Below are 12,980 nucleotides of genomic sequence, written 5' to 3' on the forward strand. Positions count from 1 at the left end.
TCTCTCCGCGTGCCCTGGTCCTACCGCCCCGCCCTCGACGGGCTCCGGACGGTGGCGGTCTATGCCGTGCTGCTGTTCCACACCGGGCACCCCTGGGCCCTCGGCGGCTTCGTCGGGGTCGACCTGTTCTTCGTCCTCTCCGGCTTCCTCGTCACGAGCGTGCTGCTCTCGGAGATCGACCGCACCGGCACGCTCAAGGTCGGCATGTTCTACACCCGGCGCGTGCGGCGGCTGCTCCCGGCAGCCGTCGTCGCGATCGTCGCCACCTGTGCGGTGTTCGTGCTCGTCACACCGGTCACGGAGCGGGTCGAGCTGGTCCGGGACGCCCAGAGCGCCCTGCTCTACGTCGCCAACTGGCACTTCCTCGTCGAGTCGGGCGACTACTTCGCGACCGACGTGGACCGCAGCCCGTTCCTCCACTTCTGGTCGCTGGCGATCGAGGAGCAGTTCTACCTGCTGTTCCCGCTGGTGCTGCTTGGCCTGACCCGGACCGGACGCCGCGTCACCGTCGCGGTGCTGGCTGCGCTGATGCTCGCCTCGGTGGGCGCCCAGCTGGTGTGGGCGCAGGTCGACCCCACGCACGCCTACTACGGCACCGACGCCCGCATCTACCAGCCGCTCGCGGGTGCGGTCCTCGCGCTCGTGGTGCACCGGTTGCCCGTCGGCGGAGGACGTCGCTGGGGCCTGGCCGCGACCGCGGGCCTGGCCCTCTTCCTCCTGCTCAGCAGCGGCCTGCTCGACATCGCGCCGTCCTGGCGCGGGCTCGCGGCCACGGTGGCGGCGGTGACCGTCGTCGCGGCCGTGAGCGTCGCCGAGGGCGGCCGGGTGGCGCAGGTCCTCGCCCAGCCGGTCCTGGTGTTCCTCGGCAAGATCTCCTACGGCACCTACCTGTGGCACTGGCCGGTGATCCTGGTCCTGCAGGAGGTCTTCGCCACCAGCCCGCGGGTCGTCGCCGTCCTCACCGTCGCCCTCAGCACCGGGCTCGCGGCCCTGTCCTACGAGGTGCTGGAGAAGCCGATCCGCACCGCCTCCCTGCTGGACCGCCTGCGCTGGACGCCGGCAGTGGCCGGTGTCGCGGTCAGCGCCCTCCTGGCCTTCACCCTCGTACCGGGACTGCTGACACTGGACCGCAAGCCGGCCCTCGCGGCCGAGTCGGAGCGACCGCGGGCCCTGCCCACACAGCAAACGGTGGAGATCCCCGACGACGTCGACTGGGACAGCGTCGTCAAGGACCACGGCGAGATCGGCACCTGCGCGCCTGACGAGCCCGAGGCCTGCATCGAGGTCGAGGGCTCCGGACCGCACCTGCTCCTCGTCGGCGACAGCCAGGCCCAGTCCCTGGTGCCGATGTTCCGCAAGCTCGCCGAGGAGCACGACTTCACCCTGTCGATCAACGTCGTCCCGGGATGCCTGTGGCAGGAGGAGCTGGACAACGCGGACCTCTCCGACGGCAACCGGCAGCGCTGTGAGAAGGCGCGGGTCGGCTGGTACGACGAGGCGCTGCCCGAGCTCGAGCCGGACGTGGTCGTGCTGATGACCCGGCCTCGCGACAACGAGAAGGTCTTCGGTGAGGCAGTCTCCCGGCGCGACGGCAAGCAGATGCCGCTGGACACCATGACGCTGCGCGCCTCGCGGTCCACGCTGCGGACGCTGGAGAAGCTGGTGCCGCAGACGCTCATCGTCAACAGGATCGTCATGCCCGAGACGTTCGACCCGGCCGACTGCCTCACCACGGAGGAGAAGCCGACGAGGTGCGCCGTCCCGGTGCCGGTGGGGGGCACCGAGAGCGACAGCTTCGCCGAGACCCTGGCGACCGCCTCGGACAAGGTCGAGGTCCTCGACCTCAACCCGGCGTTCTGCCCCGGCGCGCCGGTGTGCATGCCGGTGGTGGGCGACGAGGTGGTCTGGCGCGACGACCACCACGTCACCGCGTCCTTCGCGACCGCCCGGCGCGACGTCGTCTGGGAGATCCTCAACCGCTACGCCCCGTTCGGCTCCCAGGGCGGGGCCTGAGACCGCTCAACGCGGCCACCATTCGGCGGTCGCGCTGGGCCACGCCGCCCTCAGACCGCCTCAGGGCCACCGGCCAGCAGGCGCTTGAACGCGGCCTCGTCGAGCGTCGTCACCCCGAGCTGCTCGGCCTTGTCGGCCTTCGACCCCGCGTTGTCGCCCACCACGACGTAGTCGGTCTTCTTCGACACCGACCCCGACGCCTTGCCGCCTCGCACGATGATGGCCTCCTTGACCGAGTCGCGCGTGAAGTCCTCCAGGGTTCCGGTGGCGACGATCGTGAGCCCCTCGAGCGTGCGGCTCACGGACTCGTCGCGCTCGTCCTCCATGGTCACCCCGGCCGCGGCCCACTTGTCAACGATCGCGTTGTGCCAGTCGGAGCCCTCCCCGTCGAACCAGGCCCGCACGGCAGCCGCGATCGTCGGACCCACGCCGTCGGTGTCGGCGAGCGTCGTCTCGTCGGCGTCGCGCACCGCCTGCATCGACCCGAACTGCGTGGCGAGGGCCCGGGCGGCGGTCGGCCCGACGTGCCGGATCGACAGCGCCACGATCACCCGCCACAGCGGCACGTCCTTGGCCCGGTCGAGGTTGGCGAGCAGCCGCTCCCCGTTGGCCGAGAGCACCCTGCCGTCGGTGGCGCGGTCGACCTCGGTCTTCTTCGCGGCCCGGGTGAACAGCTCGGTGCGGAGCAGCTTGGCCTCGTCGAGGTCGAAGACGTCTCCCTCGTCGGTGATGACCCCCGCCTCCAGCAGGGCGTGGGCCGCCTCGCTGCCGAGGCCCTCGATGTCGAAGGCACCCCGGCCCGCGACGTGGAAGACCCGGTCGAGCAGCTGGGCGGGGCACTCGCGGTGGTTGGGGCACCGCAGGTCCTTGTCGCCCTCCTTCTGCTGGACCAGCTCGGTGCCGCACGCCGGGCAGGCAGTCGGCATCACCCACTCCGCGAGTCCGTCCGGGCGCAGGGCGAGCACCGGTCCGACGATCTCGGGGATCACGTCGCCGGCCTTGCGGAGCACGACCGTGTCACCTGGCCGCACGTCCTTCCGGCGTACCTCGTGGGCGTTGTGGAGCGTGGCTCGCTCGACCGTGGACCCGGCGACCCGGGTCGGCTCCATCACCCCGAAGGGGGTCACCCGGCCGGTGCGCCCGGTGTTGACCTCGATCGCGAGCAGCTTGGCGTTGACCTCCTCGGGTGGGTACTTGTAGGCGATCGCCCACCGCGGCGCGCGGCTCGTGGAGCCGAGCCTCCGCTGGAGGGACACGTCGTCGACCTTGACGACCACCCCGTCGATCTCGTGGTCGACGGCGTGACGGTGCTCGCCGTAGTGGTCGATGTAGTCCTGGACCTCGGCGAGCGACCCCAGCACCCGCACCCGGTCGGAGGTGGGGAGACCCCACGCCTGCAGGGCGTCGTACGCCGTGGACTGGCTGGTCGGCTCGAACCCCTCGCGGTGGCCGATGCCGTGGCACACCATGCCGAGCGCCCGGGTGGCCGTGACCCGCGGGTCCTTCTGGCGCAACGAGCCCGCTGCGGCGTTGCGGGGGTTGGCGAAGACCGGCTTGCCGGCGTCGGCCATCGTCTCGTTGAGGCGCTCGAAGGCCTCGACGGGGAGGAACACCTCGCCGCGGACCTCGACCAGGGCCGGCACCGGGAACCCGTCGGCCACGGTCAGCCGGTGGGGGACGGCGTCGATGGTCTTGACGTTGGGCGTGACGTCCTCGCCGGTCCGGCCGTCGCCTCGGGTGAGGGCTCGGACCAGCCGCCCCTCCTCGTAGAGCAGGTTGATCGCCAGGCCGTCGACCTTGAGCTCGCACAGCAGCGCCGGGTCGGTCACCCCGTCACGCCCCAGCCGCGCGTGCCACGCGGTCAGCTCCTCGAGCGAGAAGGCGTTGTCGAGCGACTCCATCGGCCGCAGGTGGTCGACCGCGGTGAACTCCGTGCTGACCGCGCCGCCGACCTTCTGGGTCGGGCTGTCGGGGGTCCGCAGCTCGGGCCAGCGCTCCTCCAGCTCCTCGAGCTCGCGCATCCGGCCGTCGAAGTCGGCGTCGGACATCGTCGGGTCGTCGAGCACGTAGTAGCGCCAGCGCGCCCCCTCGACCACCTCGACGAGCTGTCGGTGCTGGTCACGGACCTCGGCGGGGGCCGGCTCGGGGGCGGCCGCGGGTGGGGTCATGGCCCCATCTTGCCGGGCGGCGCAGACACCGGGGCGGGGGCTCCGGGGCGTGGGGGCGGTGCACGCGCGGCCCGGGAGGCGCTGTGACCCATCTGAGAGGCTGGACGGGTCCGAAGACACCCCGTGAAGGCCTCTGCGACCGTGACCGACCACTCCCCCTCGATGACCCGCCACCCCGCGCCGGGCACCACCCGCGGCGTCGTCCTGATGCTGCACGGCGGCAAGGCCCGTGGTCACACCATCGTCGACAACCGCAGCGCCTCCTGGCGCCGGTCGGCCGCGATGGCCCGGTCGATCGCGGGCACCGCCGGGGAGGCAGGCGCCGCGGTGTGGCTGCTGCGTTACCGGCACCGCGGCTGGAACGGCGGCCACGGCCCGGTCGAGGACGCGCGATGGGCGCTGGACCAGGTGCGCGCCGAGCACGGCGAGGTCCCCACGGTCCTGCTGGGCCACTCGATGGGCGCCCGGACCTCCATCCACGTGGCCGACCACCCCCTGGTCCGCGGCGTGGTCGCGCTCGCGCCGTGGTTCACCGACGCGGAACCCGTCGGGGCCCTGGCCGGCAAGCGCCTGGTCGCGGCCCACGGCAGCCGCGACCGGATCACCTCGGCGCGGGCGACCCGGGCCTTCGTCCAGCGGGTGCGGAGCGCGGGCGCCGACGCGGCGTACGTCGACATGGGCCCGGTCGGGCACTACATGCTGCGTCGGGTCTCGGCGTGGAACGACGTGGCCGTGGGCCGGTCGCTGGAGCTCCTCGACAGCCGCTGACCGGGCCCACCCATGACCCCCGAGGGGTCGTCGTCGTTGATGGGGACATGAGGCCCACTCGGATCGTCGCGCTGCTGCTCGGAGCGCTCGTCACCGCCCTGCTCACCACCGCCCCCGGGGGTGCCGCCCCCGGCGCCGCTGCCGAGGGCACCGAGAGCTACGAGGTGCACTACGTGCCCACCGTGGGTGACGCGGTGATCCGCGTCGAGGTGTGGCGCGACACCGCCCACGACGCCGCCGGGCAGCCGGTGCTGCTGACGTACTCGCCCTACAACTCCATCGGCGAGCCCGACCCCGCTCGCGACTCGCTGGGTCGCGACTACGTCCCGCGGGGCTACGCGCGGGCGGTGGCCGACGTGATCGGCACCCGCGGCTCGACCGGGTGCTGGGACTACGGCGGCCGGGCGGAGCAGCAGTCGGGTGTCGACGTCGTGAAGTGGCTCGCCGACCGGGGCTGGTCCAACGGTCGCGTGGGCATGATCGGCGGCTCCTACAACGGCACCACCGCCTCGATGGTCGCGGCGCGCGGCCGCGACGTGCCCGAGCTCAAGGCCATCGTCCCGATCGCGGCGATCAGCCGCTGGTACGGCTACGCCTACGGCAACGGGGTCCGCTACCTCCTCAACTCCGAGCAGCCGACCGACGAGGGCTTCGACACTCCCCTCGCCTTCGACCTGGGCTTCGGCAAGACCGTGGCTGCCGACCCGATGGGACAGACCTTCGCCGACACCGTGCGGGCCCGGGCCGCGGAGTGCGGCACGGTGGAGCACACCGAGGCCGGCTACGACCGCAACCCCGACTACGACGGCTTCTGGCGCGAGCGCGACTACCGCCGCCACGCCGACGACTTCCGCGCGGCAGTGCTGCTCGCCCACGGCTGGCAGGACTTCAACGTCAAGCAGGAGGAGGGGACCGAGCTGTGGCGCGACATCCCTGTCGACCGGCCCGGCACCGCCCGCACCGAGGGTGTCCCCTTCAAGCTGATGTACCTCACCCAGGGCAAGCACAGCGGCGGCACGAACGGCCCGCAGTGGGACTCGTTGCTGCAGCGGTTCCTCGACCACACGCTGCTCGGCCGGCAGACCGGCATCCGCTCGGAAGGGCCGGTGATCACCCAGGGCGAGACCTCCGAGGGGGTCACCGACTTCCGGACGCTGGCCGACTACCCCGCCCCGGCAACCCGTCCGACGCGGCTGTGGCTGCGGCCCGACGGCACCCTGGCCGGATCTCCATCCGGGCAGCAGCACGTCGCGTCGTACCTCGAGACGGGCACCTCGACCGAGGAGGCGACCCCGGGCCTGCTCTACCGGTCCCAGCCGGCGGACGCGCGGACCCGGGTCGTCGGCTCCCCCGTGCTCGACGCCCGCCTGCGCGTTTCCGCGGAGACGATGCACCTGACCCCCGTGCTCTACGACGAGGCGCCGGACGGGTCGCGGAAGGTGGTCGCCCGCGGCTTCCAGCACCTCGACTACCGCAAGAGCCTGCGCACGGCCGACCCGGCCCCGGGCAAGTGGGTGAGGGCGCGCGTGCAGCTGCTGCCGGTCGACTACACCCTCGCCACCGGCCACCGGTTCGTGCTTGCCGTGCAGAGCTCCAACACCGTCTGGGCGGTCCCGGGCAACCCCGGCACCGTCGAGGTCCGTGACGGTCGGAAGGGGTCGTCGCTGCGGCTGCCGACCCTCTGATGTCGTGCCTGGCCAGGTCGTAGACGGAAGGACCGAACGCCGTCCCCCGCTGATCCGTCACGCGGGGGCGGCAGCGGTGAGTCCTCGTTGGGTCCTTCCGGTTACGCCCAGGTCCCGCACCCGCGAGTCCCCGGTCCTGACGCGCGCCCGCACATCGGCACGACAGCGCCGCCGATGTGAGTCACCCGGGGGCGCAGATCGTCGGCACAAGGACGGTGTCGACGCATTGCCGACCTACCGCTCGCCGACAAGAGCGGGCGACGCTCGCAGGAACTCCTCACCGATGAGTCGACGTCGACGGGCCAGCGTCTCGACCGGATTCGAGGAAGCGCCGGTGCTCACCCCAGCCGGCCGGCCGCGGTCCGGGCCACCGTCAGCGCCCGGGTCGCCCACTCCGGCGACGCCCCAGCGAGGCCGCAGCCGGGGCTGACGACCAGTGCCTCGGAGGGTTCGAGGCCGACCATCTCCAGCCAGCGCAGCACGCGGTCGGTGACGTCGTCGACCGGCGTCAGGGTCGGGACGACCCCGAGGGCCACCGCGACCCCCGCCTCCAGCGCCCCGGCGAGTGCGTCGTGGTCCGCCGGCCCGAGGGTGGCGGGGTCGACCGCCAGCCCGCGGGCACCGGCTCCGTGCAGCAGGTCCAGGGGGACGCCCGGCGCGCAGCAGTGCACCCACGGCTCGGCCCCGGCGTCACTGATCGCCTCGAGCACCCAGCGGAGCGCCTCGCTCGCCGCAGGCGGCTCGACGGAGCGGTGCTTGCCGAACCCGGACGCGGTCGGCACCCGCCCCGCGAGCACGGCGCCCAGGGCCGGCTCGTCGACCTGCACCACCCACCGGTCGACGCCGGGCAGCCGCCGGCGGAGGTCATCCAGGTGGCGGCGTACGGCCTCGGCGAGGGCCTGGGCGAGCTCACGACGGGCGCCGTGGTCGGCCAGGACGCGGTCACCCCGAGGACGCTCCACGGTCGCGGCAAGGGTCCACGGGCCCGCCAGCTGGGTCTTGAACGCCCCCTCGTAGCCCTGCGCCTGCTCCTCGAGCCGGTCGAGGTCCTGGGCCAGCTGGCTGCGGGCGCGCCGCTGGTCACGGCCCGCCGCGTCGGTCAGCCGCCAGCCGGCGGGCTGCAGGTCGAAGGCGAGGTCGTCGGTCACGGCGACCGCGCGGCCGGTCATCGAGGCTGCCGCCCCGCGGCCGGGGACCTCGGGCAGGTAGGGCAGGTCGGGCAGCTCGCCGAGCACGACCCGGACCGCCTCGGCGTACGCCGCGTCGTCCTCGCCCGGGTGGGAGCCGATCCCGGTGGCCAGCGTCACGCGCGGCCCGCCTCGGCGCGGGCGGTGGCGCTGATGGTGGCCGAGCCGACCACGCGGGTCCCGTCGTAGATCACGGCAGCCTGGCCCGGCGCGATGCCGTACGCCGGGTCGAGGAGCTCGATCGCGACGTGGTCGTCGTCGACCGTCACCACGGCCCGGTGCTCGTCCCCGTGGGCCCGCAGCTGCACCGTGCCCTCGAGCCGACCCGGCACCGTGCCGCACCAGCGAGGACGGATCCCGGTGATCCGGTCGACCGCCAGCTCCGAGCGTGGCCCGACGGTGACCGTGCCGCTGACCGGCTCGATGTCGAGGACGAACCGCGGCTTGCCGTCCGGCGCGGGCCGCCCGATGCGCAGCCCCTTGCGCTGGCCGATGGTGTAACCGAACGTGCCGGCGTGCTGCCCCAGCACCTCGCCGGTGGCCGAGTCGACGATGTCACCACCCCGGTTGGGGGCCCGGTCCCCCAGCTTCTCGGCCAGCCAGCCGGTGTTGTCGCCGTCGGCGACGAAGCAGATGTCGTGGCTGTCGGGCTTGTCGGCGACCAGCAGGCCACGCCGGGCGGCCTCCTCCCGCACCTGCGGCTTGGTCGAGCCGCCCAGCGGGAAGAGCGAGTGGCGAAGCTGCGCCTGGTCGAGCACGCCCAGCACGTAGGACTGGTCCTTGCCGTGGTCGACGGCGCGGTGCATCTCGACCAGGCCGTCGTCGCCCGTGCGCAGCTGGGCGTAGTGCCCGGTGGCGACGGCGTCGAAGCCCAGGCCGAGGGCCCGGTCGAGCACGGCGGCGAACTTGATCTTCTCGTTGCACCGCAGGCACGGGTTCGGCGTCCGCCCGGCGGCGTACTCGTCCATGAAGTCCTCGACCACGTCGTCGTGGAACCGCTCGGAGAGGTCCCAGACGTAGAAGGGGATCCCGATCACGTCGGCGGCGCGGCGGGCGTCGTTGCTGTCCTCGATGGTGCAGCAGCCCCGGGCGCCCGAGCGGTAGGAGGCGGGGTTGCGGGACAGCGCGAGGTGGATGCCGGTGACGTCGTGACCGGCGTCGACGGCGCGGGCGGCGGCGACCGCGGAGTCGACGCCGCCGGACATGGCAGCGACGACCCTCATGCGCGCTTCGCCGCCCTGGCCCGTTCGACGACCGGCCCGATCGCGGCGACGACGGCGTCCACGTCGGCCGGGGTAGAGGTGTGGCCGAAGGAGAACCGCAGCGAGTGTCGCGCCTGCTCCTCGTCGCAGCCCATGGCGAGCAGCACGTGCGAGGGCTGGGGTACGCCGGCGGAGCAGGCCGACCCGGTCGAGCACTCGATGCCGCGGGCGTCGAGCAACATCAGCAGCGAGTCGCCCTCGCAGCCGGGGAAGCCGAGGTGGGCGTTGCCCGGCAGCCGCTCGGTGCCGGCCACGTCGAGCTGTGGCCCGTGCAGGTGGGCGTCGGGCACGACCGCCAGCACCCGCCGCACCAGGTCGTCGCGGAGCGTCCGAAGACGCTCGGCGTGGTCGGGCTGCTCCTTGACCGCGGCCTCGACCGCCGCGGCGAACGCCGCGATGCCGGGGGTGTCGAGGGTGCCGCTGCGGATGTCGCGCTCCTGACCGCCGCCGTGGCCCAGCGGCGTCACGTCGACCTCGCGGCGTACGACGAGGGCGCCGACGCCGTAGGGGCCGCCGAGCTTGTGGCCGGTGAGCGTCATCGCCTCGACGCCCGAGGCGGCGAAGTCGACCGGGACCGCCCCGACCGCCTGGACGGCGTCGGTGTGGACGGGGATGCCGTGCGGGCCGGCGATGGCGGTCACCTCGGAGACCGGCTGCATGGTGCCGACCTCGTTGTTGGCCCACATGACCGACACGAGGGCGACGCTGTCGGGGTCACGCTCCACGGCCGCCCTGTAGGCCGCCTCGTCGAGCCGACCGCGCTCGTCGACCGGCAACAGCTCGACCTCGGCCCCCTCGTGCTCGGCGAGCCAGTGCAGCGGGTCCAGGACCGCGTGGTGCTCGACCGCCGTGGCCAGGATCCGGGTGCGGCGCGAGTCGGCCCGGCGGCGGGACCAGTAGATCCCCTTGAGCGCGAGGTTGTCGGCCTCGGTGCCGCCGGAGGTGAACACGACCTCTCCGGGTCTGCAGTCGAGCGCCTGCGCGATGGTCTCTCGCGACTCCTCCACGATCCGCCGGGCGTGGCGGCCGGAGGCGTGCAGCGAGCTGGGGTTGCCGACGTCGGCCAGCCGGGCCGTCAGCGCCTCGATCGCCACGGGCAGCATCGGCGTCGTGGCGGCGTGGTCGAGGTAGACGGAGCCGGTCTCGGTCATGACCTGCCAAGCGTACGGCGGCGCGGCAACCTGCCCGGCATCCGCGGTCGCGGAGCTACAGCAGCACCAGGTCGTCGCGGTGCACGACCTCGCGCTCGTAGGCGGACCCGAGCTCTTCCCTGAGCTGGTGGGAGGACTTGCCCAGCAGCGCCGGCACCTCCTCGGCGTCGAAGTTGACGAGCCCCCGGGCGACCGGGGTGCCGTCGGGCGCGACGAGGTCGACGGGGTCACCGGCCACGAACACCCCCTCGGCCCCCGTGACACCGGCGGCCAGCAGCGAGGCGCGCCGCTGGGTCACCGCCCGCACTGCGCCGTCGTCGATCCTCACGGAGCCCTTCGGCTCGGTCGCGTGGGCGAGCCACAGCAGCCGGGTGGGCCGCCGTCTCCCGGTGGGGTGGAACAGGGTGCCGACCGGTTCGCCGGCCAGGGCGGCCGCCGCCTGGTCCGCGGAGGTCAGCACGACGGGGATGCCCGCTCCACCCGCGATCCGGGCGGCGTCGACCTTGGTCTGCATGCCCCCGCTGCCGAGGCCGGCGGCCCCGGTCCTGCCGATCCGGACCCAGGAGAGGTCGTCACCGGCGGGCACCTCGGTGACCAGGCTGGTCCCGGGTCGGGTCGGGTTGCCGTCGTAGAGGCCGTCGACGTCGCTGAGCAGCACCAGGAGGTCCGCGTGCACCAGGTGGGCCACCAGTGCCGCCAGCCGGTCGTTGTCACCGAAGCGGATCTCGGAGGTCGCGACCGTGTCGTTCTCGTTGACGATCGGCAGCACGCCGAGCTCGAGGAGCTTGGCGAAGGTCTGGTAGGCGTTGCGGTAGTGGGAGCGCCGGGTCACGTCGTCGACGGTCAGCAGCACCTGCCCGGTCGTGACGCCGTGTCGGGCCAGCTCCTCGGTGTAGCGGTGCACCAGGAGCCCCTGCCCCACCGACGCCGCCGCCTGCTGCGCCGGCAGCGCCCGGGGCCGGCGGGCCAGTCCGAGGGGTGCGAGGCCGGCCGCGATCGCGCCGGATGAGACGAGCACCACCTCGCGCCCGGCGGACCGGCTCGCCGCCAGCACGTCCACGAGCCGTCGTACGCGCTCCGGGTCGATGCCGCCGGCGGCGGTGGTGAGCGACGAGGAGCCGATCTTCACCACCACCCGCCGGGCGGAGGTGACCTCGGGGCGGGTCGTCATGCCTCGGGGTCCGACTCGGCCCAGTCGGGGTCGTCGGCGCCGCCGATCTCGTAGGACGTCGGCCCGTACGCCGCGTCGCCGGTGTCCTCGCCGGCGTCTCCGCCCGAGCCACGTCGCAGCCTGCGCGCCACGTCGGCCCGGGTCTCTCCCTCACCGCGGTCGTCCATCCCGGCCTGGATGTCGCGGCGTCGGCGCGCGGCGGGCCGCTGCTCGTCGAAGCGGGAGTCCTCGCCCCGGCGGGCGAGGTTCTCCGCCCCGGCGTCGAGGCCCGGCCGGAAGTCGAAGACGACCGCGTCGTCCGGGTGACCGATGAGGACCGTGTCGCCCTCGACGGCGCCCAGCTCGAGCAGCCGTGCCTCCACCCCGAGCCGGTTGAGCCGGTCGGCGAGGAAGCCCACGGCCTCGTCGTTGCTGAAGTCGGTCTGCCGGACCCAGCGCTCGGGCTTCTCCCCCCGCACCCGCCAGCCTTCCCCGGTCTCCTTCACGGTGAAGGTGTCGGCTCCGTCGGCGCTGGGCGGCCGCAGCACGATCCGGGTCGCCTCCACCTCCGGCTCGGCCGCCCGCGCCGCCTCGACGATGCCGGCCATCGCGAAGGTGAGCTCGCGCAGCCCCTCCCCCGAGGCCGCCGAGACCACGAAGACGCGCAGGTCCCTGGCGTCGAGCTCGTCGGCGACCATCGCGGCGATCTCCCGCCCGTCGGGGACGTCCGCCTTGTTGAGGGCGACCAGCCGGGGTCGGTCCTCCAGCCCTCCGTAGCGGGCGAGCTCGTTCTCGATCACGTCGAGGTCGTCGACCGGGTTGCGGCCTGGCTCGAGCGTCGCGGTGTCGATCACGTGGACCAGGGCGGCGCACCGCTCGATGTGGCGCAGGAAGTCGTGGCCGAGTCCGCGGCCCTCGCTGGCACCCTCGATGAGCCCGGGGACGTCGGCCACCGTGAACGTGGTGTCGCCCGCCGTCACCACGCCCAGATTGGGTACCAGGGTGGTGAACGGGTAGTCCGCGATCTTGGGACGCGCCCGTGACATCGCCGCGACCAGGCTGGACTTGCCGGCGCTCGGGAAGCCGACGAGCCCGATGTCGGCGACGACCTTGAGCTCGAGCACGATGTCGAGCTCGTCGCCGGGCTCGCCCAGGAGGGCGAAGCCGGGCGCCTTCCGCTTGGAGGAGGCCAGGGCCGCGTTGCCCAGCCCGCCGCGGCCGCCCGCCGCGACCACCAGCTCGGTCCCGGGGCCGACGAGGTCGGCCAGCACCGTGCCGCCCGGGTCGCGGACCACAGTGCCGTCCGGGACCGGCAGCACCAGGTCGTGGCCGTGGGCGCCGTTGCGGTGGCCGCCCGCGCCGTGCCCGCCGTGCTCGGCGCGCCGCTTCGGGCTGTGGTGGTAGTCGACGAGGGTGGTGACGTCGCGCTCCACACGGAGGATCACCGACCCGCCCGGGCCACCGTTGCCACCGTCCGGCCCGCCGAGCGGCTTGAACTTCTCACGGTGGACCGAAGCCACGCCGTTGCCACCCCGCCCGGCGGCGACGTGCAGCGTCACCCGGTCGATGAAGGACGGGACAGCCATGAGGACATTC

Annotated in this window: 9 protein-coding genes; 3 read left to right on the plus strand and 6 right to left on the minus strand. The window is 73.6% G+C overall.

Going from position 1 to position 12,980, the window contains the following annotated elements:
• Positions 1–9 precede the first annotated feature (9 nt).
• A complete protein-coding gene (locus K6T13_RS12260; RefSeq protein ID WP_222894848.1) occupies positions 10–2,013 on the plus strand; it encodes an acyltransferase family protein in 2,004 nt (667 codons plus the stop codon).
• 50 nt (positions 2,014–2,063) lie between these two features.
• On the opposite strand, the gene ligA is transcribed toward K6T13_RS12260, so the two are convergent.
• Entirely contained in the window at positions 2,064–4,181 is a 2,118-nt protein-coding gene (gene ligA / locus K6T13_RS12265) for an NAD-dependent DNA ligase LigA (protein ID WP_222894849.1), read from the minus strand.
• 141 nt (positions 4,182–4,322) lie between these two features.
• On the opposite strand from ligA, the gene K6T13_RS12270 reads away from it, so the two are divergent.
• Positions 4,323–4,949 carry an alpha/beta fold hydrolase gene (locus K6T13_RS12270; RefSeq protein WP_222894850.1) on the plus strand — a complete coding sequence of 209 codons (627 nt, stop codon included), beginning with the start codon at positions 4,323–4,325 and terminating at the stop codon, positions 4,947–4,949.
• A gap of 47 nt (positions 4,950–4,996) precedes the next feature.
• Positions 4,997–6,634, plus strand: a complete 1,638-nt coding sequence (locus K6T13_RS12275; protein ID WP_222894851.1) for a CocE/NonD family hydrolase — start codon at positions 4,997–4,999, stop codon at positions 6,632–6,634.
• Between the two features lie 338 nt (positions 6,635–6,972).
• Here the strand turns inward: K6T13_RS12275 and K6T13_RS12280 are convergent, their stop codons facing one another.
• The 5 genes from K6T13_RS12280 to obgE are packed head-to-tail and all read right to left on the minus strand — an operon-like array spanning position 6,973 to position 12,970.
• Positions 6,973–7,941, minus strand: coding sequence for a uroporphyrinogen decarboxylase/cobalamine-independent methonine synthase family protein (locus tag K6T13_RS12280; RefSeq protein ID WP_222894852.1), 969 nt, complete (start codon positions 7,939–7,941; stop codon positions 6,973–6,975).
• Entirely contained in the window at positions 7,938–9,044 is a 1,107-nt protein-coding gene (mnmA, locus tag K6T13_RS12285; RefSeq protein ID WP_222894853.1) for a tRNA 2-thiouridine(34) synthase MnmA, read from the minus strand. Before mnmA ends, K6T13_RS12280 begins: the two co-directional genes overlap by 4 nt.
• Complete coding sequence (locus K6T13_RS12290; protein ID WP_222894854.1) at positions 9,041–10,234, minus strand: cysteine desulfurase family protein; 1,194 nt, start codon at positions 10,232–10,234, stop codon at positions 9,041–9,043. Before K6T13_RS12290 ends, mnmA begins: the two co-directional genes overlap by 4 nt.
• 55 nt (positions 10,235–10,289) lie before the next feature.
• Complete coding sequence (proB, locus tag K6T13_RS12295; RefSeq protein WP_222894855.1) at positions 10,290–11,405, minus strand: glutamate 5-kinase; 1,116 nt, start codon at positions 11,403–11,405, stop codon at positions 10,290–10,292.
• Positions 11,402–12,970 (minus strand): GTPase ObgE, encoded by a 1,569-nt coding sequence (gene obgE / locus K6T13_RS12300; RefSeq protein WP_222894856.1) that lies wholly within the window; start codon positions 12,968–12,970, stop codon positions 11,402–11,404. Before obgE ends, proB begins: the two co-directional genes overlap by 4 nt.
• Positions 12,971–12,980 lie beyond the last annotated feature (10 nt).

This window comes from Nocardioides coralli, from assembly GCF_019880385.1.
GTDB lineage: Bacteria > Actinomycetota > Actinomycetes > Propionibacteriales > Nocardioidaceae > Nocardioides > Nocardioides coralli.

Bases quoted from the DNA above. Each gene is read 5' to 3' on its own strand.
- ligA (WP_222894849.1), bottom strand. From the start codon at position 4,181: ATGACCCCACCCGCGGCCGCCCCCGAGCCGGCCCCCGCCGAGGTCCGT.
- K6T13_RS12275 (WP_222894851.1), top strand. From the start codon at position 4,997: ATGAGGCCCACTCGGATCGTCGCGCTGCTGCTCGGAGCGCTCGTCACC.
- mnmA (WP_222894853.1), bottom strand. From the start codon at position 9,044: ATGAGGGTCGTCGCTGCCATGTCCGGCGGCGTCGACTCCGCGGTCGCC.
- K6T13_RS12290 (WP_222894854.1), bottom strand. From the start codon at position 10,234: ATGACCGAGACCGGCTCCGTCTACCTCGACCACGCCGCCACGACGCCG.
- proB (WP_222894855.1), bottom strand. From the start codon at position 11,405: ATGACGACCCGCCCCGAGGTCACCTCCGCCCGGCGGGTGGTGGTGAAG.
- obgE (WP_222894856.1), bottom strand. From the start codon at position 12,970: ATGGCTGTCCCGTCCTTCATCGACCGGGTGACGCTGCACGTCGCCGCC.